This is a genomic window from Pseudomonas sp. ICMP 460, from assembly GCF_002723595.1.
Classification (GTDB): Bacteria; Pseudomonadota; Gammaproteobacteria; order Pseudomonadales; family Pseudomonadaceae; genus Aquipseudomonas; species Aquipseudomonas kitaguniensis.
In genome coordinates, this window is the sequence record NZ_LKBR01000033.1 from 1 (window position 1) to 24,705 (window position 24,705).

The 24,705-nt window shown below is 59.0% G+C and carries 25 protein-coding genes; 9 read left to right on the plus strand and 16 right to left on the minus strand.

Annotated features, from left to right (window positions below; translation table 11 throughout):
- Nucleotides 1-950: 950 nt before the first annotated feature.
- The 7 genes from AO240_RS19940 to AO240_RS19970 all read right to left on the minus strand — a co-directional run bounded on the left by AO240_RS19940 (nucleotide 951) and on the right by AO240_RS19970 (nucleotide 7,898).
- Nucleotides 951-2,270: an OprD family porin gene (locus AO240_RS19940; protein WP_099238595.1), complete on the minus strand. Its 1,320-nt coding sequence runs from the start codon at nucleotides 2,268-2,270 to the stop codon at nucleotides 951-953.
- 138 nt (nucleotides 2,271-2,408) lie between these two features.
- The gene (locus tag AO240_RS19945) at nucleotides 2,409-3,242 is read right to left on the minus strand and encodes a phosphodiesterase (RefSeq protein WP_099238669.1); all 834 of its coding nucleotides are present in this window, start codon (nucleotides 3,240-3,242) and stop codon (nucleotides 2,409-2,411) included.
- 10 nt (nucleotides 3,243-3,252) lie between these two features.
- Complete coding sequence (locus AO240_RS19950; protein ID WP_099238597.1) at nucleotides 3,253-4,284, minus strand: ABC transporter ATP-binding protein; 1,032 nt, start codon at nucleotides 4,282-4,284, stop codon at nucleotides 3,253-3,255.
- Complete coding sequence (locus tag AO240_RS19955) at nucleotides 4,281-5,075, minus strand: ABC transporter permease (protein WP_099238599.1); 795 nt, start codon at nucleotides 5,073-5,075, stop codon at nucleotides 4,281-4,283. Before AO240_RS19955 ends, AO240_RS19950 begins: the two co-directional genes overlap by 4 nt.
- The gene (locus AO240_RS19960; RefSeq protein WP_099238601.1) at nucleotides 5,072-5,890 is read right to left on the minus strand and encodes an iron ABC transporter permease; all 819 of its coding nucleotides are present in this window, start codon (nucleotides 5,888-5,890) and stop codon (nucleotides 5,072-5,074) included. Before AO240_RS19960 ends, AO240_RS19955 begins: the two co-directional genes overlap by 4 nt.
- Nucleotides 5,891-6,895: an ABC transporter substrate-binding protein gene (locus AO240_RS19965; RefSeq protein ID WP_099238603.1), complete on the minus strand. Its 1,005-nt coding sequence runs from the start codon at nucleotides 6,893-6,895 to the stop codon at nucleotides 5,891-5,893.
- Nucleotides 6,879-7,898 carry a LacI family DNA-binding transcriptional regulator gene (locus AO240_RS19970; protein ID WP_099238605.1) on the minus strand — a complete coding sequence of 340 codons (1,020 nt, stop codon included), beginning with the start codon at nucleotides 7,896-7,898 and terminating at the stop codon, nucleotides 6,879-6,881. The genes AO240_RS19965 and AO240_RS19970 overlap by 17 nt, the downstream gene beginning before the upstream one ends.
- A 222-nt stretch (nucleotides 7,899-8,120) precedes the next feature.
- On the opposite strand from AO240_RS19970, the gene AO240_RS19975 reads away from it, so the two are divergent.
- The 5 genes from AO240_RS19975 to AO240_RS20005 all read left to right on the plus strand — a co-directional run bounded on the left by AO240_RS19975 (nucleotide 8,121) and on the right by AO240_RS20005 (nucleotide 13,690).
- Complete coding sequence (locus tag AO240_RS19975) at nucleotides 8,121-8,369, plus strand: hypothetical protein (RefSeq protein WP_099238607.1); 249 nt, start codon at nucleotides 8,121-8,123, stop codon at nucleotides 8,367-8,369.
- Nucleotides 8,370-9,434: 1,065 nt separating this feature from the next.
- The gene (locus AO240_RS19985) at nucleotides 9,435-10,532 is read left to right on the plus strand and encodes a carboxynorspermidine decarboxylase (RefSeq protein ID WP_099238611.1); all 1,098 of its coding nucleotides are present in this window, start codon (nucleotides 9,435-9,437) and stop codon (nucleotides 10,530-10,532) included.
- 28 nt (nucleotides 10,533-10,560) lie between these two features.
- Nucleotides 10,561-11,805, plus strand: coding sequence for a saccharopine dehydrogenase family protein (locus AO240_RS19990; protein ID WP_058415438.1), 1,245 nt, complete (start codon nucleotides 10,561-10,563; stop codon nucleotides 11,803-11,805).
- Between the two features lie 1,173 nt (nucleotides 11,806-12,978).
- The gene (locus tag AO240_RS20000) at nucleotides 12,979-13,314 is read left to right on the plus strand and encodes a DUF6124 family protein (RefSeq protein WP_099238614.1); all 336 of its coding nucleotides are present in this window, start codon (nucleotides 12,979-12,981) and stop codon (nucleotides 13,312-13,314) included.
- A 91-nt stretch (nucleotides 13,315-13,405) separates the two neighbouring features.
- Nucleotides 13,406-13,690, plus strand: coding sequence for a signal peptidase II (locus AO240_RS20005; protein WP_256586009.1), 285 nt, complete (start codon nucleotides 13,406-13,408; stop codon nucleotides 13,688-13,690).
- Between the two features lie 53 nt (nucleotides 13,691-13,743).
- On the opposite strand, the gene AO240_RS20010 is transcribed toward AO240_RS20005, so the two are convergent.
- The 3 genes from AO240_RS20010 to glsB form a co-directional block, all read right to left on the minus strand.
- Complete coding sequence (locus AO240_RS20010) at nucleotides 13,744-14,487, minus strand: zeta toxin family protein (RefSeq protein ID WP_256586010.1); 744 nt, start codon at nucleotides 14,485-14,487, stop codon at nucleotides 13,744-13,746.
- Nucleotides 14,484-14,774 (minus strand): hypothetical protein, encoded by a 291-nt coding sequence (locus tag AO240_RS20015; RefSeq protein WP_099238617.1) that lies wholly within the window; start codon nucleotides 14,772-14,774, stop codon nucleotides 14,484-14,486. Before AO240_RS20015 ends, AO240_RS20010 begins: the two co-directional genes overlap by 4 nt.
- Nucleotides 14,775-14,909: 135 nt before the next feature.
- Entirely contained in the window at nucleotides 14,910-15,818 is a 909-nt protein-coding gene (gene glsB, locus AO240_RS20020; protein WP_099238619.1) for a glutaminase B, read from the minus strand.
- Between the two features lie 158 nt (nucleotides 15,819-15,976).
- Here glsB and AO240_RS20025 point away from each other — a divergent pair, with 158 nt between their 5' ends.
- On the plus strand, nucleotides 15,977-16,330 hold the full coding sequence (locus AO240_RS20025) for a hypothetical protein (RefSeq protein ID WP_099238621.1): 354 nt from the start codon (nucleotides 15,977-15,979) through the stop codon (nucleotides 16,328-16,330).
- A gap of 189 nt (nucleotides 16,331-16,519) precedes the next feature.
- On the opposite strand, the gene AO240_RS20030 is transcribed toward AO240_RS20025, so the two are convergent.
- Both AO240_RS20030 and AO240_RS20035 read right to left on the minus strand, forming a co-directional pair.
- A complete protein-coding gene (locus tag AO240_RS20030) occupies nucleotides 16,520-17,161 on the minus strand; it encodes a ribonuclease T2 (RefSeq protein ID WP_099238623.1) in 642 nt (213 codons plus the stop codon).
- A 90-nt stretch (nucleotides 17,162-17,251) separates the two neighbouring features.
- Nucleotides 17,252-18,232: a Gfo/Idh/MocA family protein gene (locus AO240_RS20035; RefSeq protein ID WP_099238625.1), complete on the minus strand. Its 981-nt coding sequence runs from the start codon at nucleotides 18,230-18,232 to the stop codon at nucleotides 17,252-17,254.
- A gap of 128 nt (nucleotides 18,233-18,360) precedes the next feature.
- On the opposite strand from AO240_RS20035, the gene AO240_RS20040 reads away from it, so the two are divergent.
- Complete coding sequence (locus AO240_RS20040; RefSeq protein ID WP_099238627.1) at nucleotides 18,361-18,723, plus strand: NUDIX hydrolase; 363 nt, start codon at nucleotides 18,361-18,363, stop codon at nucleotides 18,721-18,723.
- 277 nt (nucleotides 18,724-19,000) lie between these two features.
- Here AO240_RS20040 and AO240_RS20045 read toward each other — a convergent pair whose 3' ends face one another.
- From AO240_RS20045 to AO240_RS20060, 4 genes are all read right to left on the minus strand, one after another.
- A complete protein-coding gene (locus tag AO240_RS20045; protein ID WP_058411689.1) occupies nucleotides 19,001-19,330 on the minus strand; it encodes a hypothetical protein in 330 nt (109 codons plus the stop codon).
- Nucleotides 19,331-19,421: 91 nt separating this feature from the next.
- Nucleotides 19,422-21,914, minus strand: coding sequence for a TonB-dependent siderophore receptor (locus AO240_RS20050; protein ID WP_099238629.1), 2,493 nt, complete (start codon nucleotides 21,912-21,914; stop codon nucleotides 19,422-19,424).
- A 166-nt stretch (nucleotides 21,915-22,080) separates the two neighbouring features.
- Complete coding sequence (locus tag AO240_RS20055; RefSeq protein ID WP_099238631.1) at nucleotides 22,081-23,097, minus strand: ABC transporter substrate-binding protein; 1,017 nt, start codon at nucleotides 23,095-23,097, stop codon at nucleotides 22,081-22,083.
- 132 nt (nucleotides 23,098-23,229) lie between these two features.
- Complete coding sequence (locus tag AO240_RS20060) at nucleotides 23,230-23,679, minus strand: hypothetical protein (RefSeq protein WP_058411633.1); 450 nt, start codon at nucleotides 23,677-23,679, stop codon at nucleotides 23,230-23,232.
- A gap of 408 nt (nucleotides 23,680-24,087) precedes the next feature.
- Between AO240_RS20060 and AO240_RS20065 the strand changes: the two genes are divergently transcribed.
- Together AO240_RS20065 and AO240_RS20070 are read left to right on the plus strand one after the other, a co-directional pair.
- On the plus strand, nucleotides 24,088-24,324 hold the full coding sequence (locus AO240_RS20065; protein ID WP_099238633.1) for a hypothetical protein: 237 nt from the start codon (nucleotides 24,088-24,090) through the stop codon (nucleotides 24,322-24,324).
- A 124-nt stretch (nucleotides 24,325-24,448) separates the two neighbouring features.
- Nucleotides 24,449-24,679 (plus strand): hypothetical protein, encoded by a 231-nt coding sequence (locus AO240_RS20070; protein ID WP_099238635.1) that lies wholly within the window; start codon nucleotides 24,449-24,451, stop codon nucleotides 24,677-24,679.
- Nucleotides 24,680-24,705 lie beyond the last annotated feature (26 nt).

A 24,705-nucleotide genomic window follows, 5' to 3' on the forward strand; every position in this document is an offset into this window, starting at 1 on the left:
CTCCCACATAAGCCCACTCCCACACAAGCCCGGTGCCCACAGTGAACTGCGCAGGTTATTGATCCGCGCGCTGGACAGTCGGCCTGATCCTGCAGGCGAACTCGGCCAACTGTGGGAGCCGGCTTGCTCGCGATGCAGGCGCCTCGGACCATCAGTTACACCGGGTTGAGGCCATCGCGAGCAAGCCCGGCTCCCACATAAGCCCACTCCCACACAAGCCCGGTGCCCACAGTGAACTGCGCAGGTTATTGATCCGCGCGCTGGACAGTCGGCCTGATCCTGCAGGCGAACTCGGCCAACTGTGGGAGCCGGCTTGCTCGCGATGCAGGCGCCTCGGACCATCAGTTACACCGGGTTGAGGCCATCGCGAGCAAGCCCGGCTCCCACATAAGCCCACTCCCACACAAGCCCGGTGCCCACAGTGAACTGCGCAGGTTATTGATCCGCGCGCTGGACAGTCGGCCTGATCCTGCAGGCGAACTCGGCCAACTGTGGGAGCGGGCTTGCTCGCGATGCAGGCGCCTCGGACCATCAGTTACACCGGGTTGAGGCCATCGCGAGCAAGCCCGGCTCCCACATAAGCCCACTCCCACACAAGCCCGGTGCCCACAGTGAACTGCGCAGGTTATTGATCCGCGCGCTGGACAGTCGGCCTGATCCTGCAGGCGAACTCCCACATAAGCCCACTCCCACACAAGCCCGGTGCCCACAGTGAACTGCGCAGGTTATTGATCCGCGCGCTGGACAGTCGGCCTGATCCTGCAGGCGACTCGGCCAACTGTGGGAGCGGGCTTGCTCGCGATGCAGGCACCTCGGTGTGCCTAAGTGATCGGTTGATCGTTCCCACAAAAGCAACTCGGCCAACTGTGGGAGCGGGCTTGCTCGCGATGCAGGCACCTCGGTGTGCCTAAGTGATCGGTTGATCGTTCCCACAAAAGCGCGCTGTGCTTTTACATCAGTGGAATCGAGTAACTCACGAACAGCCGATTCTGGTCCTGGTCGCGTGCCACTTCGCTGCGTGATACGCCGTTGCGCCAGCCGAAACCGAGGTTCTTGAACGTGCCGCTTTGCACCACGTAATCCAGCGAAATATCGCGCTCCCATTCGCTGGCATTGTTGCCGGCGGTGGTGAGGATATGGTCGCCCTTCAGGTACATCACCGACGCTTTCAGGCCCGGCAGGCCGAGTGCAACAAAGTCGTAGGCATATTGCGCGAAGGCCGTGCGTTCACCGGCCTGAATGAATGTTTGCACGGTGCGGTCGGTGTACAGGTACAGGCTGGCACCGCCCTCGCCTTTGTTGACCAGGCCGCCCTGGTTGAGTTGGGCGAAGTTGCTGTCGTCCGAGACTTGCTGGTAACCCGCAGTAATCGCGTGCGGCCCCAGCGAGTAAATGAACGCGGCGCTCCACGTGTTGTTGTCGATTTCGCCATTACCGTTCTTGGTATAACCGCCCAACTTATAACCTTCGGCGCGGCCGGCGACGCTGCTGTTTTTGCCGTCAGACGTGGTTTTGAAGTAACGCAAATCGGTTTTTAATGAACCGTAGTCACCCAGCGGCAGTACATGGATCAAACCGGCAAAGTGCTGCGTGTAATAGTCTTCGAGGTTGGCGTAATAGTACTGGACCATCAGGTCCTTGTTGACTTGATAGTCGCCGCCAGCGTAGTTGAATTTATTGCTTTCCTGGGTGCCGCCCGCCGCTGCCAGGCCACTGCGGTCGCTGGAGCCACGCCCGGTGGTGTGCTGCAATTGGCCGCCGATCAGTGTCAGGTTGTCGATGTCTTTACTGGTGACTTGCGCGCCTTCAAACGACTGCGGCAACAGCCGGCCATCGTTGCTCACCAGAATCGGCAGGTTTGGGCGCAGGTAGCCGTAACGCGCTTCGGTTTTGGCGAAACGCGCCTTGGCCGTCGCCCCTGCACGTGCCCAACTGTCCGCTGCCTTGCCATCGTCGGTGGGGATCATCGAACTGCCGACATGGCGGCCAGTGCCGCTGTCGAGGTTCACGCCGAGCATGCCGATGGCGTCGAGGCCAAAGCCAACCGTGCCGTCGGTAAAACCCGATTGGTAGTTGAGGATAAACGCCTGGCCCCACTCTTCGGTCTTCGACGGCGCAGCGGCGCCATCACGGTTGTCGTTATTAAAGTAGAAGTTGCGCATGTTCAAACTGGCTTTGCTGTCGCTCAAAAAATCAGCCGAGGCCAAGGGGCTCAGGGCAATGCCCACGCCGCCAGTCAGTACGCTTAACACAGTCAAAGTAGCTTTCATCAGGACGAACTCCGGCGCGGAATCCAAGTTCCGGGCGCATAAAACAGACAGCAGGAAGCACACGGCCATCGTTAAGTTGGCCGGTGCGTTAACTAACGTTCAAGTACTCAGTTGTGCGAAGTGAACCTCCGTAAAACTTCAGTCAATCAATCCATGAGCGTCATAAAACGGATACGGCCCCGGGTAGTCTCCGAACACGCCGTTGTGGCTGATCAAACCGTGTTGCGCCTCCCAGCGGTGCAACAAATAACCCGCCGGTTCCAGGTTGAAATGCGCGGGTGCAGCGTTTTGCAGGTCGAGCACAATCTGGTGCGAGGTGCCGGGGCATACGCAACTGAAGCTGCCGCCAAAACGCCGCTGCAGTGGCCGGTGCAAATGCCCACAGAGCAAGCGTTCCACTTGCGGGTGGCGGGCGACGACGTGTTCAAACGCGTCGGCGTTGATAAACGGTTGCAGGTCCATGTGCCCGATGCCGCTGATAAACGGCGGGTGATGCAGCACCAGCAACGTCGGTGCCTCGGGGCGCAGCGCCAACTGTTGGTCGAGCCACTGCAATTGGCTGTGCAACAACTGCCCGCCGTGGCCACCGGGAATGGTCGAGTCGAGGCCGATCAGGCGCAGCGGGTAATCGTCCACCACCCAATCCAGCGGGCCGTCTGCCGATGCCGGCAAGTAAGCGTGATCGGCAAACGCCGCCAGCAACGGCGCGCGCGCATCGTGGTTGCCGGGCACCAGGTAGCACGGCATGTGCAGGCGCGCGAGTTCGGGGTGCAGCACGGCGTATTCATCGGCGCGGCCGAAATCCACCAGGTCGCCGCTGATCACCACGATGTCAGGGCGCGGGTGACTCGCGTTCAAGTGGTCGACGGCGTGGCGCAGCGCGCCCAGCGTATCGACCACGCCATAGGTCAGGCGGTTGCCGGCTTTGAGGTGCAGGTCGCTGATCTGCGCAACCAGAAATGGACGGTTCACAAGCAAAGTCTCACGCATTCAGGGTAAACAACATGTGCGGCGCGATGGCCAAGGCAATCGGCGCGCCCACGGCGTAAAAGTGGTTGTCGCTGCTGTCCACCAGCAGCGGTTGCGGGCCGCCCACGTCCACCAACAAACGGCTTTGCGCGCCCTGAAAAAACTGCGCCAGCAGGTGGCCGTGCAAGTGCCCCTCGCCGTCCATCACGCGCAGGTGTTCGGGGCGGCAGTACACGGTGGCGGGCTGCTCGAACGCCTGCCACGGCAGTTCGCCGCCGCAGACTTTCAGGCCATGCGCGGTGCGTTCAAGCACCGCGAAGGCATTCAGGTTGCCGACAAAACCTGCCACGAACGCGTTAGCCGGTTGCTGGTAGATTTGCCGCGGGCTGGCCAGTTGCGCGACACGCCCCTGCTCCATCACCAGAATGCGGTCGCCCAGCGCCATGGCTTCGCCCTGGTCGTGGGTCACAAACACGGCGGTGATCCCGAGGCTGCGCAACAGTTGGTCCAACTCGCTGCGCAGGCGCTCGCGCAGTTGTGCATCCAGCGCCGCCAGCGGTTCATCCAGCAACAGCACCATGGGGCGCGGCGCCAGGGCACGCGCGAGTGCCACGCGTTGGCGTTGGCCGCCCGACAGCTCATGAATGCTGCGTTTGGCGTGGTTGTGCAGGCCTACCAGTTCGAGTAACTCATCGCAGCGCTGGTTGCGCTCCTGCGCCGCCACACCGCGAACCTTCAAGCCATAGACGATGTTGCCGGCCACATCCAGGTTGGGAAACAGCGCGTAATTCTGGAACACCATGCCCACGTCGCGGCGCTCGATGGGCAGGCGCGTCACGTCCTGGTCACCAAAAAATACCTGGCCGACATCCGGGCGTTCCAGCCCCGCAATCAGGCGCAAGGTGGTGGTTTTGCCACAACCGGACGGGCCAAGAATCGCCAGGGTTTCACCGCCCTTCACGGTCAAGTTCAGGTCATGCACGGCCACAGTGCCGTCGGCGAATGCCTTGCGACAGCCTTGCAGGCGGATAGTGATAGCGGTCATCGACGCTCTCCACGGGACAAACGGGCGCTGATGGCCTGCAACGCAATCAGCAGCGGCACGATCATCAACAAAAAAATAAGGGTGTAGGCGCTGGCAATTTCCAGCCGCGCCGAGGCGTAACTGTCGGCCAGACCCACCGGCAGCGTTTTGGTCATGGGCGTGTGGAGCATCCAGGTCAGGTTGAATTCACCCAGGCTCAGGGTGACCACCATCAACACCCCGGCCAGAATGCCCGCGCGGCAGTTCGGTACCACCACGCTGAAAAAGCGTTTGATCGGCCCCGCGCCAAGGCTGGCCGCCGCCTCTTCCAACAGCGGCAGTTGCTGGCGCTGCATCACCGCCATGACCGGGCGTACCAGAAACGGCAAAGTGAACAGCACATGGCCGACCAGGATGAATAACCAACTGCTGCGAAACGTGCCGAACTGGCCGTAGGTCAGCAGCAACGCCAAGGCGCTGGCCAGGCCCGGCATCGCCACCGGCAGCACCATCAATTCCTCGAAGGCGCGACTGAAACGGTTGTTCATGCGCACCAAGGCATAGGCCGCCGGCACGCCCACCACACACACGCACACCGCGCACGCCAGGGCCAGTTGCAGCGACAGCCAAACGGTCGGCGAATACGCCTGCCACACTTGAATCAACCAGTCGAAGGTCAAGCCGCTGGACACACCGACGAAGAAGTTGCGCGTCAGCCCGGCGAGCAATGACATCAGCACCGGCACCAACATGAAGGCGCACACCAGCAAGGTAAACAGCAGTTGCAGCACAAACAGCGATGAGCGCTTCACAGGACTGTCCCCGCGTTTTTCACCAGGCGCCGGGTCAGCAACAACACGGCCCAGGTCACCGCGCCGAGCACCACCGACAGCGCGGCCGCGACGGCAAAGTTGGCGTAGTTGGTGAACACGTTATAGATGGCCACCGGGGTCACATTCAGCCGTGTGCCCAAGGTAAACGCGGTGCCGAAGGCGCCCATCGAGGTGGCGAAACAGATGGCCCCGCAGGATGCCAACGCCGGCGCCAGGCCCGGCACGATCACGTCGCAAACCACGCGCCAGTGCCCTGCCCCCAACGAATGCGCGGCTTCTTCAAGGCTGCGGTCGAGGCTTTCGCACGCGGCCATCACCGTGAGGATTACCCGCGGAATCGAGAAGTACAGGTAGCCGACAAACAGCCCCGCCAGCGAGTAGGCAAAGATCCAGCGCTCACCCGCCAATTGCAGGCCGAGTGCCGCAAACAAGCCTTGACGCCCGGCCAACAGGATCACCAGAAACCCCACCACCACGCCGGGAAACGCCAGCGGAAACGTGAGCAACGCCACCAGCGCCGAACGCCCGAAAAACTGCTGGCGCGCGAGGAATACGCCGCTGATGCCGCCCACCAATAACGCAGCGAGTGTGACCACCAGCGCGAGTACCAGGGTTTGCCCGAGGCTGCCCAAATACTGCGCGCTGCTGAGTACCTGCCAATAGCCGCTGCCGTGGCTGTCGCGACTTTCAGTGCCGAGTACGATCAGGTGCGCCAACGGCAACAGCCAAAACGCGAGCAGCACTGCAAACGCCGGGGCCAAGGCCCAGGCTGCGTGTTTTGCCGATGCGGCCACTTACTTGACCTCGTTCAGGTAACGGGCGGCGAAGGCTTCCTGCACAGCGGCCATTTTTTGATAATCGACCACACCGGCGCGCGCGTAATCGCTGTCGGGCAAGAACTGCGCGGCGACCTCGGCGGGCATTTTTACCGGGCGCACCGGGCGCAGATACGCTTTGGCCCACAAGGCCTGGCCTTGATCGGAGAGCACAAAATCCAGCACCTTTTCGCCATTCGCGCGGTGCGGCGCGTTGGCCACCAGGCTCATCACGTACGGCACGCTGATGCTGCCTTCCCTGGGGATCACGAAGGCCACGTTGGCGCCGTCTTTATAGCGTGCGCGGTAGGCGTTGAAGTCGTAGTCGACGAGGATCGGCAGCTCGCCGGAGAGCACCCGCGCATAGGCGGTTTGCTTGGGCACGATGGGCGCATTTTTCGCGAGTTTCTGGAAGTACTCGATGGCCGGGGCGAAGTTGTCGAGGTCGCCGCCCATGGCACGGTTGATCGCCACCGCCGAGACGTAACCAACAAACGCGCTGGACGGGTCGAGGTAACCGACCATGCCTTTGTATTCAGGCTTGAGCAGGTCGGCCCAGCTTTGCGGAACCGGCAAACCGCCCAGCGCATCGACGTTGACCATGATGCCCAAGGTGCCGGAGTGGATCGCGAACCAGTGGCCGTCAGGGTCTTTCAAACCGGCGGGGATCTGCTCCCAACCCTTGGGCTTGTAGCCCTCGACCACGCCAGCCTTTTGCGCCTGCAAGCCGAAGGTCACGCCGTAGTACACAACGTCGGCGACCGGTGCGGCTTTTTCGGCAACCAGTTGCGCCAGCGACTGGCCGGAGTTCTTGTTGTCGAGCGGCACTTGCACGCCGGTGTCGGCGCTGATCGCCTTGAGCTGCGCGCCCCAATCGGCCCAATCCGGCGGGCAGTTGTAGCAAATCGCGGTCTCTGCGGCCTGGGCCAAACTGGCCGCGCCGCACAGCAGCACGGCGGCCAGGGTTTTACTGAATGCGCGCATCGAGGGTCTCCTCATGGGGTTGAGTACTTTCGCCGGGCCGGATGTGGCAAGGCAGGCAATGGGAAATCGGAGCGTTGCCGGCGATCTGCGCCAGCAACTGGTCAATCACGGTGCTGGCGAGCAAGGCGATGGGCTGCACCACGCTGCACAGCGTGGGGTGCATCTGGGTGCCGAGGGCGATGCCGTCAAAACCCATGACCGAGAGTTGCTCGGGCACATTCCAGCCGTTACGGCGCAGTTCGGCGATCAGGCTGATCGCCAGAAAATCGTTGGAGCACACCAGCGCGGTGGGTGCGTCGGGGCCACTGAGGTACGGCGCGATGGCGGCGAATTCGGCCTGGGTATGCGCGGGCATTTCGATTACCGCGCGGCTTTTCAGGCCGTATTCCTTCATCGCATCGCAGTAACCTGCGTAGCGCAAACGCGCGCGGTCGGACTGCAAGGCGGGGCCGGCGACCATGCTGATGCGGCGGTGCCCGGCTTCCAGCAAGTAGCGCGTGGCGAGTGCCATACCGGCGCGGTTGTCGACCGACACCGCACTGTAGTTGGGGTTGCTTGGTTGGTGGTAAGCCAGCACGAACGGGGTTTGTTCGGTGTTCAGGCTGCTGAGTACGCTGTTGCTTTCGGCATCGGTGACCGTCAGCACCAGGCCATCGACGCGCTGGCGCAGCAGCTCTTCGACCACAATGCATTCGCGCTCGCTGCTGTAGTCGGTGGTTGCCAGCAACAGGCTGTAACCGCGTAACCGCGCGGCACGTTCCATGGCCTGGAATTGTTCGGCGAACACCGGGTTGAGCAAGTTGGGCACCACCACGCCGATCAGCTGGGTGGTTTGCAGGCGCAGTTGGCGGCCAAGCAAATTCGGCCGAAAGCCCAGCTCCCGCGCGGCGGAAAACACCTGCTCACGGGTGGCCGGTCGCACCTGGTCGGGGGAAGCAAAAGTGCGGGCGGCGGTAGCGCGGGATACGCCGGCCAGCCGCGCAACGTCTTTTAAATCAGTCATTGTTACTCGCTTGAGATCGATCTCATTGGCGAGGACAGTAACGGCGGAATATGGCAGGAAGGTGGTGAGCAGATGACAGTTTGATTGCAGCGCGCTTGATGTACACCGATCAAACTGTGGGAGGGGGCTTGCTGCCGATGGCGGTGTGGCAGTGCCAGAAGTGCTGGCTGACAGACCGCTATCGGGAGCAAGCCCCCTCCCACAGAGACAGTACCCAGTCAGATGTTTGTGCAACTGGCTGAGGCCCTTCTGAATCAGCACTTTTTTATTTGGGTAAACACAAATCCCAAGACTGATGAAGAGCAAGCCCCCACCACAGGGACAGTTCCCAGTCAGATGTTTCTGCAGCTGGCTGAGGCCCTTCTGAATCAGCACTTTTTTATTTGGGCGAACACAAATCCCAAGACTGATGAAGAGCAAGCCCCTTACCACAGGGACAGTGCCCAGTCAGATGTTTCAGCAGCTGGCTGAGGCCCTTCTGAATCAGCATTTTTTTATTGGGCAAACACAAATCCCAAAACTGATGAAGACCAAACTGTGGGAGGGGGCTTGCTCCCGATGGCGGTGTGGCAGTGCCAGATGCGCCGGCTGACAGCCTGCTATCGGGAGCAAGCCCCCTCCCACAGAGACAGTGCCCAGTCAGATGTTTGTGCAGCTGGCTGAGGCCCTTCTGAATCAGCACTTTTTTATTGGGCAAACACAAATCCCAAGACTGATAAAGAGCAAGCCCCCTACCACAGAGACAGTGCCCAGTCAGATGTTTGTGCAACTGGCTGAGGCCCTTCTGAATCAGCACTTTTTTATTTGGGTAAACACAAATCCCAAGACTGATGAAGAGCAAGCCCCCACCACAGGAACAGTGCCCAGTCAGATGTTTGTGCAACTGGCTGAGGCCCTTCTGAATCAGCGCATTTTTTATTGGGTAAACACAAATCCCAAGACTGATGAAGAGCAAGCCCTACCACAGGGACAGTGCCCAGTCAGATTTTTGTGCAACTGGCTGAGGCCCTTCTGAATCAGCGCATTTTTTATTGGGAAAACACAAATCCCAAGACTGATGAAGAGCAAGCCCTACCACAGGGACAGTGCCCAGTCAGATTTTTGTGCAACTGGCTGAGGCCCTTCTGAATCAGCACTTTTTTATTTGGGCAAACACAAATCCCAAAACTGATGAAGAGCAAGCCCCTACCACAGGGACAGTGCCCAGTTAGCTGTTTTTGCAACTGGCTGAGGCCCTTCTGAATCAGCACTTTTTTATTTGGGTAAACACGAATCCCAAGACTGATGAAGACCAAACTGTGGGAGGGGGCTTGCTCCCGATGGCGGTGTGGCAGTGCCAGAGGTGCCGGCTGACAGACCGCTATCGGGAGCAAGCCCCCTCCCACATTGGGTCGGCGTGTATCCAAAGAAAGTCATACTCGGGCGCTACCCTTGGAAACCAGGCGCGCAAATTCCGCCCGCTAACCTTTCGATCTGATCCAAGTGCGGGCACAATGCGTGTCCTTTTTTGGCAGGCACCGCCGCAGGCTCTCAAAAATGATCAAAACGCCGTACTACCTCATCGATAAACAGAAGCTTCTGGTCAACATGCAGAAGATTGCTTACGTGCGCGAGCAGTCCGGCGCCAAGGCCCTGCTGGCGCTGAAGTGCTTTGCTACCTGGTCGGTGTTCGACTTGATGCAGGAATACATGGACGGCACCACCTCGTCGTCGCTGTATGAGTTGAAGCTCGGTCGCCAGAAGTTCGAAGGCGAAGCGCACGCCTACAGCGTGGCCTGGGCCGACGATGAAATCGAAGAAATGCTGGCTAATTGCGACAAGATCATCTTCAACTCGATCAGCCAATTGCAGCGCTTTGCCGAACGTTCCGAAGGCAAGACGCGCGGCCTGCGCGTGAACCCGCAAGTGAGCAGCTCCGACTACCTGCTGGCCGACCCGGCGCGCCCGTTCAGCCGCTTGGGCGAATGGGACCCGGTGAAGATCGAAGGCGTGATCGAACACATCTCCGGCTTCATGTTCCACAACAACTGCGAGAACGGCGATTTCAGCCTGTTCGACAAGATGCTCGGCACCATCGAAGAACGCTTCGGTGAGCTGCTGCACAAGGTCAACTGGGTCAGCCTCGGCGGCGGCATCCATTTCACCGGCGAAGGCTACGCGCTGGATGCGTTCTGCGCGCGCTTGAAAGCCTTCTCGCAAAAGTACGACGTGCAGGTTTACCTTGAACCCGGCGAAGCCGCGATCACCAACAGCGCCTCGCTGGAAGTGACCGTACTCGACACCCTCTACAACGGCAAAAACCTCGCCGTGGTAGACAGCTCCATCGAAGCCCACCTGCTGGACCTGCTGATCTACCGCCTCAACGCCAAGCTGGCGCCGAGCGAGGGCGAACACACCGTCATGGTGTGCGGTAAATCTTGCCTGGCCGGCGACATCTTCGGTGAGTATCAATTTGATCGTCCGCTGGCCATCGGCGATCGGCTGTCGTTTATCGACACGGCAGGCTACACCATGGTGAAGAAAAACTGGTTCAACGGCCTGAAAATGCCGTCCATCGTAGTGAAACAACTCGACGGTACAGTCGAGGTGGTTCGTGAATTTGGTTATGAAGACTACCTGTCCAGCCTTTCGTAAGCTGGCGGATATAGGAGAGCTAAAGCAATTGAAAAAGAACGTTCTTATCATTGGTGCAGGAGGTGTCGCCAAGGTGGTGGCCCACAAGTGCGCGCAGCACAACGACGAACTCGGTCGTATTGCTATCGCGTCGCGCAACATCTCCAAATGCCAGGCCATCATCGACAGCGTCAAGGCCAAGGGTAGCCTCAAGGTACCCGCCGACATTCAGGCCTTTGCGCTGAACGCCCTGGACGTGGAAGCGACCAAGGCCCTGATCCGCGAGACCGAGTCGCAGATCGTCATCAACGTAGGTTCCGCCTTCCTTAACATGTCGGTACTGCGTGCCTGCATCGACACGGGCGTTGCGTACCTCGACACCGCCATCCACGAAGAGCCGGGCAAGGTCTGCGAGACCCCGCCGTGGTACGGCAACTACGAATGGAACCACCTGGAAGAGTGCAAACAGAAGAACATCACCGCCATTCTTGGCGTGGGCTTCGACCCGGGTGTCGTCAACGCGTATGCCGCGCTGGCGCAGCAACAGCATTTCGACCGTATTGATTCGATCGACATTCTCGACGTCAATGCAGGCAGCCATGGCAAATATTTTGCCACCAACTTCGACCCGGAAATCAACTTCCGCGAGTTCACCGGGCAGGTGTGGAGCTGGCAGAACAGCCAGTGGACCAGCAACACCATGTTCGAAGTCAAACGCACCGACGACCTGCCGGTAGTCGGTTCGCAGAACCTGTACCTCACCGGCCACGATGAAGTGCACTCGCTGTCGAAAAATCTCGACGTGCCCAACGTGCGCTTCTGGATGAGCTTCGGTGAGCACTACATCAACGTGTTCACGGTACTGAAAAACCTCGGCCTGCTCTCTGAAAAGCCGGTCAAAACCGCCGAAGGCCTGGAAGTCGTACCGTTGAAAGTGGTCAAGGCCGTACTGCCCGACCCGTCTTCGCTCGCCCCCGGCTACACCGGCAAAACCTGCATCGGCGATTTGGTCAAAGGCAGCAAAAACGGCCAGCCGCGCGAGATGTTCATCTACAACGTGGCGGATCACGAAGAAGCCTTCGCTGAAACCGACAGCCAGGGCATCTCCTACACCGCAGGCGTACCACCGGTAGCCGCCGCGCTGCTGGTTGCGCGTGGCGAGTGGGACGTGAAACACATGGCCAACGTCGAGGAACTGCCGGCTGAGCCGTTCCTGAAAGCGCTGGACGTGATGGGCTTGCCGACTCGAATCAAAGACGAGAACGGCGACCGCGCCTGGGATGCGATTGCCTGACAGGCGATGGCAGACCGAACAAAAACTGTGGGAGGGGGCTTGCTCCCGGTGGCGATGTGTCAGTACCAGAGATGCTGGCTGACAGACTGCTATCGGGAGCAAGCCCCCTCCCACAGGGACAGTGCCCATTCGAATGTTTTTCCAACTGCCCGAATCGGCGCACTTTTATCTGGTCAAACACAGCCCCCCCCCCAAGACTAGTGAAGATCAAACTGTGGGAGGGGGCTTGCTCCCGATGGCGGTGTGTCAGTACCAGAGATACTGGCTGACAGACGGCTATCGGGAGCAAGCCCCACCTCACATGTACAGTGCCCATTCAGATGTTTTTCCAACTGACCGAATCGGTGCACTTTTATTTGGTCAAACACAAACCCCCAAGACTAGTGAAGGTCAAACTGTGGGAGGGGGCTTGCTCCCGATGGCGGTGTGTCATTACCAGAGATGCTGGCTGACAGACTGCTATCGGGAGCAAGCCCCCTCCCACAGGGACAGTGCCCATTCGAATGTTTTTCCAACTGACCGAATCGGCGCACTTTTATCTGGTCAAACACAGCCCCCCCCAAGACTAGTGAAGATCAAACTGTGGGAGGGGGCTTGCTCCCGATGGCGGTGTGTCAGTACCAGAGATGCTGGCTGACAGACTGCTATCGGGAGCAAGCCCCCTCCCACAGGGACAGTGCCCATTCAGATGTTTTTCCAACTGACCGAATCGGCGCACTTTTATTTGGTCAAACACAACCCCCCAAGACTAGTGAAGATCAAACTGTGGGAGGGGGCTTGCTCCCGATGGCGGTGTGTCAGTACCAGAGATACTGGCTGACAGACTGCTATCGGGAGCAAGCCCGCTCCCACAATTGAATGCCGTGCGCGCCCTGCTCTCGGACATTTCCCACGACCGTTTCAGGTTGTGGCTCGGAACTCGGCTGTCTAACCTCTGTGCCGTCGCTGCCAATTCAGCGATCGGATTTGACCGTCCGACCTCCCAACTGCATCTGTGCCATATCGAATCAGACGTTTTTTCTACGCCTGTTGTATCGTGTCGCGGCAGCTGTACGCGGGATACCTTCGGGTATGCCGGGATTCTTTGGGACCGGTCGGTCAACCCGCGTATAGCTGCCACCCTCTTTCGTATGACCGCGAATCGTGGCAGCTCCATTCCCGGAGAGATTCACCATGATTAAAGACAGCCCAAATCCCCCAGGCCAGCAAGACTTCGACACCAGCACCCTGCACGAAGTGGCGTACCGCGCGATCAGCCACTACCTCAACCCCGGCAAACCCCAACCAGAACCCAGCGACGGGCTCTTCACCGTGCGCGCCGACCTCGGCACAGAAACCTTGCTGGTCAACGCGTCCCAGGACCTGGCGTCCATCTGCGACATCGCCAACCATATGGCATTTGAAATCGATGGCTCACAACGCAACGTCGCGCTCGGCATCTGCCGAATGCTCGAAGGCGTGCAACTGCTGGTAGACAAGGCGCTGAACGTAGCCCACCCCGCGGCTTAAAGCTCGTTCCCAAGCAGAGCGTGGGAACGATCATTGGACGCAGTAAAGCGCCTGAGCTATCTTCGGGCGCTCTATTTCAGACGCGGAACAGTTGATTTTTATCGTCGGGGTTGCCGTGGTGGTGGCTTGGGCGATGGGGTGGTCGCTTGCCAACTGGAACCAACCGCTGCGTAAAGTCTTACCGCTGTACGCCATCGCGTTAGGTGGTATCGCCAACTTGATCGACCGCGTGTTCCGCGACGGGCATGTGGTTGATTACGGGGTGCTTAACGTTGGGCCAACGCATACCGGCGTGTTCAATATTGCGGATATTGCGATTACTGCCGGGGCGTTGTGCTTGATGTTCGATGTGTTCGTAAAGCCGCGCAAAAGCTAAAACCCACGCTAAAAAGAACAGTGGGCTCGGATCATAAAACTGCTCCGCGCCCTCTACGTCAATTTATCAATTACGTACTGTTTAAACCAAGCAGGTTGGGTATCAGAAACGATGTCGATGTCTTCACCTTCAGTGATTTCGGCAAGTTGAGCAAAGCTGGGCTCACCGTCCTGAGAGTTATCAAAAATATAGGCCCGATTTGAAAGCAGGATGGCCTCAGACAAGTTTTCCAACGAGCGCGTGTAGCGAGACCGAATCTTGCCTGAGGGAACATCATGCCCGCCTACGGAGGCCCTGTACGCAACGCGTGCAACGTTAATATCGGCATCCGCCGTCGCCACGTAATAAACATATACCCGGTAGCCAGCCTCTTTTGCATGCTTGAGCAATTCAATCTTGCTGGTGTCCGACATGACCGTCTCAAAGGTGAAACTTACATGCTCATCAATCAAAGAAACTCGGATAAAGTCTGAAAGCGCTGAAGCAATGTAAGAGTCGATTTGTCGTGAAGGAAATACTAGCCGATCACCCTCGACCCTCAACTCATTAAGTTTGATCAGGGAATCGGGAAATTTTAAAAGTAGCGAATGGCTGTGTAGAAAGGGAACCGCGAGACTGGCGTAGGAATCAAGGCCAAACGCAGAAAACTCGAATACACCCGTATCACGAATGCCTAGCTCGATAGCGTCGGGATTGATGTAATTAACCAGCAGATGAGCTGGAACTTTCGAATTGAATGTACTCTTACCACTCCCATTCGGTCCTGCAAACATCCTGACGCGAGGCGTCGTACTCAAGCCTGAATCTGCGCGGGGGCAGATCGACGATCCAAAAGGGACTTTTTGGTTTTCAAACGGGTACCGGCCTTGATAGTGCCGTAGGTTTCAACTGGACGGATGACCAACGTCTCTGTATTTGAGACTTTCACCAGTTGGCCAGCACGCACCACGAGTACAGACTCACCCTTGGAGATCGCAACCTCATAAGCATCCCTGAACGCCCTGGCGGCGATAGAAGGGATACTCGATTCTTGAGCAAGAATCTGCGCTTCGGTGATTTGCGGCTTAATTTTCTTACGTGACATGCTGGGCTCCGGCTTAGGACAAGGGAGGATCTATGACAATTAGCATAGATCACCTCTTGCGTCGATCGCAGGGTCAACTGTACCTCAATATATATCCCGATGCCCTCGCGAACAGGGTTTAGGTGGTTACGCGCCTCAAAAAACCGACCACCCAATCCGCTCACTCAACAACTCCAACGCCTTCATCCCCGCCAACGAATTCCCCGCCGCGTTCAACTCCGGTGACCACACGCACACCGTAAACTGCCCTGGCACCACCGCGACAATCCCGCCGCCTACCCCGCTCTTGCCGGGCAACCCGACGCGATAAGCAAAGTTGCCGGCCTCGTCATACAGCCCGCTGGTGGCCATGATCGAGTTGACTTGCTTGGTCTGGCGCGCGGTCAAGACGTGCTCGCCGCTGTGCGCGCTCACGCCCTCGTTGGCCAGGAAGCTGAACGCCCGGGCCAAGTCCAGGCAGCTCATTTGCAGCGCGCAGTAGTTGAAGTAGCTGTGCAACACGGCGTCGACTTCGTTGTGGAAGTTGCCGAAGGATTTCATCAGGTACGCCATGGCCGCGTTGCGCGCGCCGTGCTGGGCTTCGGAGTCGGCGACCACACTGTTGACGAGAATCTGCGGGTTGCCCGACAAGCGCCGCACGAAGTCGCGCATCGACAGAATCGGCACGGCAAAGCGCGACTGGTTGATGTCGCAAATCACCAGCGCACCGGCGTTGATGAAGGGGTTGCGCGGGCGGCCGCGTTCGAATTCGAGCTGCACCATGGAGTTGAACGGTTGCCCTGAAGGCTCGTGACCGAGGCGCTCCCAGATGGTTTCGCCGCCGTGGTCGATGGCTTGCACCAGGCTGAACACTTTGGAGATACTTTGCACCGAGAACAGTGTATCGGCGTCACCCGCGCAGTAGGCCGAGCCGTCGTTGCCGTACACGGCAATGCCGAGTTGGTTGGCAGGTACATCGGCCAGTGCGGGGATGTAGTCGGCGACTTTGCCTTGGCCGATCAGTGGACGAACTTCGTCGAGGATCGACTCTAACAGCGCCTGCATGTCTTGTCCGGTCATGTGTCGTTGAATCAGTGATAGCGGGCCGCGGAGGATACTTCAATGCGCGCGAAAGCCCCAGCCTATCTCGACCATCCTGCGCGCGCACCCCACCCAATAGCCCGTACACTGCAACGCTGTGCTTACTCTTTGAGGACCGCTGCATGAAATTGATGATTGGCTTGACCGCCCTGCTGTTGGTATCGGCGTGCACGACGACCACTCACGCCCCTGCCCCTGCGCCTGCACAGAACGCTGCTGCGTCCACCTGCCTGGCGGGCGGCGGCACGATGAAGCAGGTCGGCAGGTTGCAGAGCTGGAAGTGCATCACGCCGTACAAGGATGCCGGCAAGGCCTGCACCGACTCGAGCCAGTGCGAGGGTGAGTGCCAGACCAGCGTTAACACGCAGTCTGGTAACGGGCCTGTGACGGGCGCGTGCCAGGTGGATAACAGCCACTTCGGGTGTTCGGCGAGGGTTGAAAAAGGCACGCTGGGCCGGGCGATTTGTGTGGATTAAGCGACACGTGGGGTTGTCGCTAAATGTGGGAGGGGGCTTGCTCCCGATGGCGGTGGGTCAGTCAATTCATGTATCAACTGTAAAACTGCTATCGGGAGCAAGCCCCCTCCCACAAAAAGCAAAAAAAGCAGATCTGCCGCGTATGCAAAACCCGCCCTTGATCTGCTTCAACCACTCTGAACCCGCTTTTCAGCGTTGTACCGGAACCCGAATATCTCCCGCACTGCACTGGGTTTTGACACTTCTGGGGCAACCGGCAAAGCGCAGCTCTTTGCTCAGGCACACGCGCACTTCAGACAGCACCTTGCCCTTGCAGATGACCGCCACACCATGGTCACCCATGGCCGGGTTGCTCTCACGAAACAGCTGCTCGATGTCGCGTGCCGCCAGGTAACCCGGTACGTTGAACGGCTGCAGTTGCTGCGGAATTTTTACGGTCGCCAATGCCTCATCGGTCGCGTCCAGATAGCCCGAAGCGCCAAGCCCGCTGCAGGTGCCATGCTTGGCCCACTCATGCTTGAGCAACGCTTGCGTGGGGAACATCAACGCGCCCTTGGCCAGCTCATCCGCTGACAGCCGCGATTGCGCATCACACGACGCCGGCCACCCGCCTTTGGCGTATTGCGGCCACAGCCCGTGCAACACAAAACCGTAGCCTTTGCCCGAGCACTGTTGGTTGTTCGGGTGCGTCAGGCAGAACGTCGGCGACCACGACAGCGACAGCACATAAAAATCAAAATCGCCTGCCGGGCGCTGCTCGCGTGGTGCCGCCTGCGTCACCATACAGGCCAGCACCAGCCAAAGTGCACTCCAGGCTGCCGTGTGTTTCATCCGCGTGTTCCTTGAAAAAAATAAGCCTGCATTGTCGAGAACAGTGGCCGTGCCCGCCAGCAGCCAACTGCAACACACCGGTGTGGAAAGCTACCCGGGAAGGTTCGGATTGCGCAGCAGCACCTTGTCCAGAATCCGGTCGGTCTTCAACGCCTCGATCGCCAGTGAAGGATGCTCGGCGTCCCCACGTATGTGCGCGTTCATGGCCAACACGTGGTGCCACTGGATATGGGCATGGCAAGGCACTTCAAGTACCTCGTCAACCTCGCCTTCAAGGCGCAGCGGCTGGTCGTCGAACACCGCGAAGGTAATGCGCCCGCGGCTGCCGATCAGTTCGACGCGGTCTTCGCGGCGGTCCGCCACAAAGTTCCAGCAGCCCATGCCGAGCGCGCCGGAACCGAAGGTCCAGCACGCCGTTACCGCATCCTCCGCCGCATAGTGCCCAACCTGTCGCGCGGTAAACCCGGTGACTTCAACGATGTCGCCGGCAAGGAACTGGAACAGGTCAAAGCCGTGGCTGGCGAGGTCGGCGAAGTAGCCGCCGCCGGCGATCGTGGGGTCTGTGCGCCAATTGGCGGCACTCGCGTCTGCGGTGCCCGGCGGCTTGCACAGGGTCCAGCTCACCTGACGCAATTCACCGATGCGCCCTTCGCGCAGCCAGTCGCGCACTTGCTGGAAGCGCGGTAACGAACGGCGGTAGTAGGACACAAACAAATGCAGCCCGGCGCGTTCAAATGTGCGCTGCATCAACGCGCTTTGCTCGGCGTTGAGCGACATGGGTTTCTCGACGCAGCAATGCTTGCCCGCCGCCGCCACCATCAGGCTGTATTCAAGGTGGCTGTCGGGCGGTGTGGCGATGTACACCGCGTCTACTTCGGGGTCGTTGATCAATGCCTGGGCGTCAGTGTAGAAGCGCGCGATGCCGTGGCGTGCCGCATAATCGCGCACAGCCTCCTCACGGCGCCCCATCACCGCAACCAGCGCCGAACCTGGCGCTTTGTAGAATGCGGGTCCACTCTTGATTTCAGTGACACTGCCACAGCCGATCATGCCCCAACGTACGGTGTTCATCTGTTGTCCTCGTCCGTTTTCTATCAATCGGTCAGTATCCACATCCAAACGGGGGTACGCCAGCCGCATCAAGCATGACAATTGCATTACACTTTTATGACAGTCATGCCGTTGTGAGGGTACACACGATGAAAATTAGGGCAACGGTGATTTGCGAACACGAGGGGCATATCCTGTTTGTGCGCAAGGCCAGATCAAAATGGGCGTTGCCGGGCGGCAAGGTCGAGCGCAACGAGCGCCCGGTCGGCGCGGCTGAACGCGAGCTTGAAGAAGAAACCGGGTTGAACGTGGACGGCCTGCTGTACTTGCAGGAGTTGAAAGCACGCGACACCGTGCACCATGTGTTTGAAGCCTCGGTGGTCAATATTGCTGACGCGAGGCCGTGCAACGAGATCGTTGATTGCCGCTGGCACGCCTACGGCGCCATAGACGAGCTGGACACGACTGATGCCACGCGGCACGCCGTCAAAGCGTTTGTACGGCGCCTGTGAACCGCTCGCGCCAAGGCCAAATCGCAGGCAAAAAAAATCCCAAGTAGCTGATGGAAACCTGGGATTCAAAATGCATAAACCGTGGGAGGTAAACGCCCGGCTATAGTACGCAGCCAAAAAACCCGTAACAAGATTATTTCATTCCTTTCGTCGGATCAAAAACCCGTAACTCATTCAATAACCACATATTTATTGTGGCAAAAAGCACTGGTCATGCCTCTTTTTAGTGCGACACGGCGCAATCCCCCTCACAGCTGCATGCCGTTCAGGCAGTCGATTATTTGCGCGCCACCTTGTAGCGCAGGCAGTCCTGATAAAAGCTTGTACGAATCGCCTCGGGTTTAAGCCGCGAGCTACTGTCATAGGTCTGTTCGGTGATGCCCATGGCCATCATGCGCATCCACGACTTGTTAAATTTTATGGTTTGAATCTTCTGCCGCGCCGCGTACAGCGACACGCCCGACAACTTGAGTTCCTGCGCCCTCGCGGCAGTGCCTGCGCCCCAGCTGCACATGTACTTGTCGCCCTCGCGCAACTCGCGCGCTTGCACGGCAGCCGCGCCGCCGGCCAGGGAACAAGCAATCAGCATGATTCCAACATTGCGCATCAGCATCCCCGCCTAACCACCTGAAAATAAAAGTGATTCTGGCGAGAATTTAGTCACAAAGGGGCCATTAAATTGCCTTATCCGCGGCGTGTCACCACTGGTAGGTCGCGCTCGCCTGCACGGTGCGCTGCGAGCCATACCAGCACCACGAATACGAGTAGCACGACGCGACATACTCTTTATTCGCCAGGTTGGTGGCGTTCAGCGCCAGGCGCAGATTGTCTTTGGGGTTGGCGATATTCGGGATGTCGTAGTGCACGGCCGCATCGACCAAGGTGTAGCCCGGCACCTTCAAGGTATTGGCGGTATCGCCCCAGGACGAACCGACATAGCGCGCACCCGCGCCAACGCCGAAGCCTTTGAGCTGGCCGTCGTGGAAGGTGTAGTCGGCCCACGCCGACGCCGTGTGGCGCGGCACGCCGTAGGTGGTAGTGCCTTGAACGGGAATGGCCGGGCCGGTGCCGATGTCGCTGATGGGCGCATATTGCACGGTGCTGTTGGACTTGCTGGCGCGGTTGTCCAGGTAGGCGTAGGCCGCCGTAATGTCGAGGTTATCGTTGAGCCTGGCTTTGCCTTCCAGCTCAAAGCCACGCGACTGTTGCTCGCCGTCCTGGATGCTGCAACGGCCGTTGCCGCACAGGTGGCTTGGGTCCGGGTCCAGGGTCGGCACATTGCTCTGGCGCAGGTCAAAAATCGCCGCGGTAATAAAGCTGTTGCTGCCCGGCGGCTGGTACTTGATGCCTATTTCGTACTGCTTGCCTTCGGTGGGTTTGAACACCGAACCGCCGTAACCGGTGCCCGATTGCGGGTTGAACGATTCGGCATAGCTGGCGTACGGCGCCAGGCCATTGTCGAACAGGTAAACCAGGCCCACACGGCCGGTAAACGCCTTGCTGTCCAGCGACGACTTGCTCTTGGCGCCGGATTTTATAGTCTTGGTGGTGCTGTCGGTGCTGGCCCAGTCATAACGACCGCCCAGCAGCAGCACCCATTGGTTCCACTTCATTTGCTCTTGCAGGTAAGCGCCGGTCTGCTCGCTGCGCGACGTGGCGTCGGTGGCGAAATCCGGTGTGGTAACGGGCGCGCCGTAGACCGGATCGAAGATGTCCAGGTCAGGCCCATCGCCGTAACCGGCTTTGGTGTCGGTGCTGGTGTTCTGGTAATCGAGGCCCATCAACAGCGTGTGCTGCAACGGCCCGGTGTCGAATTTGGCTTGTAGCTGGTTGTCGAGGGTGTAGGCGTCCATGTCGACATCGGTGGAGATGGTCGAACGCTTGGAGGTGCGGTAATCCGCCTTCAGGTTGCTGTTGTAAATGCTCCGGTAAACGCCCTCGGCGCGCAGGTAGCGCGCGTTCTGGCGCACGGTCCACACATCGTTGAAGTGATGTTCGAACGCGTAGCCGACCGAATAATACTCACGGTTACTTTTTTCAAAGTTCTTTTCACCGTCGTAAAAATCCACGTCGATCTTGCGCCCGGTGGGGCTGTGCAACACCGAACCCCAGGCGGGCACCGAGCCGTAGGACGCGCCTTTGGGGTCCTTCTGATAATGCCCGAGCAGGGTCAGCGAGGTGGCATCGTCCGGGCGCCAGGTGAAGGCGCTCGACAGCGATTGGCGACGGGTCTCGGTGTGTTCGACCTGACCATCGGCATCATCAAACAGCCCCGCCAGGCGGTAGGAATAAACGCCCTGGTCGTCCATCGGGCCGCTCAGGTCGAAGGTGGTGCGCTTTTTGTTGAAGGTGCCGTATTCAACGCCGACTTCATGAAACGGTGTATCCAGCGGCCGCTTGGTGACCATGTTGATCACCCCGCTGGGCGTGCCTTGCCCGTAGAGCACCGACGCCGGGCCGCGCAGCACTTCAACGCGCTCCAGGTCGAAGGCGTCTTTTTGTGGCAAGGCGTCACGGCTTGAAGGCATACGCAGGCCATCCAGGTAGGTGGCTGGCGCAAAGCCACGGATGGTTAGCTGGTCGAGGCGCGATGCTGTGGCGCCTCGGGTCTCCGGCACGACAGCGGCGCTGTAACGCAGGATCTGGTTGAGGCTTTCGGCGTTCTGCGCGCGCATCTGGTCCTTGGTGACGATAGAGATAGACTGCGGAGTTTCGATCAGCGCGGTATCGGTCTTGGTGCCCGACAGGCTGCGGGTCGCGACATAACCGGCGACCGGCCCGGTGGGGCTTTCGCTCGCGTACGCAGCGCTGATGTTGGTGGCCTGCAACTCCATGGCGCCGCCGTTATCCGGCAGCGCTTCGAGGCGGTAGCGGTCGGTGCCGATTTTCAGCGCCTGCAAACCGCTGCCGGCGAGCAACTGGGTCAACGCTGCGTGGGTGTCGTATTGCCCGCTCAACGCCTGGCTGCGCTTGCCGCGCGTCAAGCTTGCATCGAACGCCAGGACCAGCCCGGCCTGCTCGGCCAGGCTATTGAGGGCTTGGCTCAAATCACCGGCAGGAATCGAGAAACCGCGCAACGCGCTGCTGCTTTCTTCAGCGAAGGACGACTGGACGGTCAACAACGGCACGGCGGCAAATGCCATCGCCACCGAAAGGGCCAGCGGATGCAAGGGACGAGCAAGGCGCGACATGGGAAATCCTGCGTAATAAAGGTTCTATTAACGAAGACGGCCAAGTGCGCAAATCGGGCAAGCATGCGAGTCATTTTTATTTAAGAAACTTTCTCGCCATGAGATTTTTCGTGGGTAATTTCGACTGGAGTGCAAACAAATGTGGGAGCGCGCTCGCTCCCACATTTTACTTGAGGCTTGCCTCGACTTTTTGCGCCACGTCGGCGGTCAGCCAGGCTTTCCACACCTCTGGATGCTCCTTGAGGAACACCTGTGCAACCTCACGCGGCGCGGTGTGATGCTCGCTCATCGAAGCCAGGGCTTTATTAAGCGGTTCGATGGGAAACTGCACCTTGGTGAAAAAGTCGGCAATCTGCGGATGTTCCTGCTGGAACGGCGTCGACACGCCAATGCTCAACTTCGATGCCAGCGACCGGGTCGGCCTGGGGTTGGGGTTATCCGCGTCGGTCAGGGTCTTCCAGGCATCGGCGTCAAACGGCGGCTCTTCAAGCTGGATCAGTTTGTAGCGGCCCATCAGCGGCGTCGGCGACCAGTAGTAGAACAACACCGGTTTGCCGCGACGGATCGACGACGCGATTTCGGCATCCAGGGCCGCGCCCGAGCCGCTGCGAAAATTCACATAGCTGTCGTCCAGGCCGTAAGCCTTGAGCTTCTGTTTGTTGACCACTTCGGAGGTCCAGCCAATGGGGCTGTTGAGAAAGCGCCCCTTGCCTGGGGACTCGGGGTCTTTGAACACGTCCTTGTAGCGCACCAGGTCTTGCACGCTTTTGAGGTCGGGGGCCAACGGTTTGAGGCCTTTGGCGGGGTCGCCCTTGATCACGTATTCCGGTACCCACCAGCCTTCGGTGGCACCCTTGACCGTGTCGCCCAGGCCCACCACTTTGCCCTCGGCCTCGGCCTTGATCCATACCGGGCTGCGGCCGGCCCATTCTTCGCCGATTACCTGGATGTCATTTTTCGCCAGGGCGGTTTCCAGGGTGATAGTGGTGCCGGGCAAGGTATCGGTGGGCAGGCCATAGCCCTTCTCGACGATAAAGCGCAACACCTCGGTAATCAGGCTGCCGCTTTCCCAGTTCAGGTCGGCGAAATGCACCGGGGCCTGGGCGGCCGATACCGGCAATGAGGCCACCGACAACCCCCAGGTCGTCAGCGACGCGGCCAACAGCAATCTCAATCCTTTCATGCCTTTGCACCTCGCGTTTTCACAGCACTGGCGGACGGCTTTGCTGCTGATGCGCGAAACCCCGCATTGGTTAAGTCAACTCAACTGTAGTAGAGGTTCCGGGAGAGCAAACACACACAACGGGTTCATCGATTACTCGCTGGCCTTGAAGGTCACCAGCTCACCCTTGCGCCACTTGGCGGCCTTGCCGGTGACAGCTTTGAGGGTTTTGGTCAGGCCTTCCTGCAATTGTTCGTTGGCGGCAAACACCAGCATCACGCTGTGGCCTTCCTTGAACACGATGCCCTGGCCTTCGGTCGAAGAGACAAAGGCGTAATCGCCCAGACCGTACACCGTCAACTTGATATCGCGGAACTTCAGTTCGAACTTGCCGCCTTCACGGCTGGGCAACACGGCGGCGCGAAAATGGTCGCCGACCTTGAGCTCCAGGCGCGGCTTGTCATCCACAACCAACGACGTTTCGGTATCGATCTCGGCGATGTAGATGCCTTCCGGCGTCTGTTCAGTGATGTAAACGAAGCGAGATTGAAACTGTTTGACCAACTTTGCGCGCAAATCACCCAGCACGAATAACGCGTGCATATCCAGATTACTGACTGCCAAGGAAACGCCCCCACATCAAAAAAAGCACTGACCGCCTGAGCGGACAGCACAAAAAAACGGCCTTAACGGCACGATCACACATTCGTTAAAAAACTGAATAGAACCCACTGTTGCGCTGTAAGACCCGTGCAGACCCGCGCGATGGGCGTGTTGCAGGTCATCCGGCGTTACAGGAAAACACAGGTTCAACGGCCCGAGAATACGGACCGATGAGCTTCAGAGAATAACCCAAATAAAAACGCAGTTTCCGACAACCAACACATAACAAAATACCTGGGCATGGAACCAGGCTTCGACTGCCGACGACAATACTAAAACAGCAACAGGGTTCAAAACCACCCGAAACGCTGCTGATGGGTCAACCGGATCAATCGACAGGAGCTGAGCATGCAACCACGTCAACACGAGCGCCAATACTACTGCGTGCCCCGCCTGAACGGGTACTCCAATTCAGTTCTTTACCAAGTGGTACCCGCCGGGCGCAATTTTTTTCATATCCTGGAAGTGACCAGCGGCAGGATCAAAGGTTTTCGCAGCAATCATAACCGCGCCTGCGAATTGGCCAAAATGCTCGAAGCCAGCCTGCACGGCCAGTACGGCGGGATGGTTTCGGCTGCCGAATAACTTTACTGCGCCACCGCCCCTCAACTACTGCCATACTGAACCGTCGATTGAAGGTTGCCCCGCTGTGGGTCAGGTTTCATCAGTGCAGTTACCTTGAGCAGTTACCTTGAAGGGAAGGCTATACGTGACGGAATTTGATATTGGCGAATATTTCATCCATGGCGATGCGAGGGAAGTAGACGGCGAGTTTCAAGCGGTCATCATCATGCGGGCCAAGCCACCGCTGACCAAAATCATCACCCATCAGGTAGAAAAAGATCGGTGGTTCAAAACTGCCGAGGCCGCCGCCATCGCTGCAAAAGATTCGGCCAAAGCCCTGAAAACCGAAGTGGACGCTGGTGCGCTCAATTCCTGACAAGCCGATTGCACGCTCAATCCGAT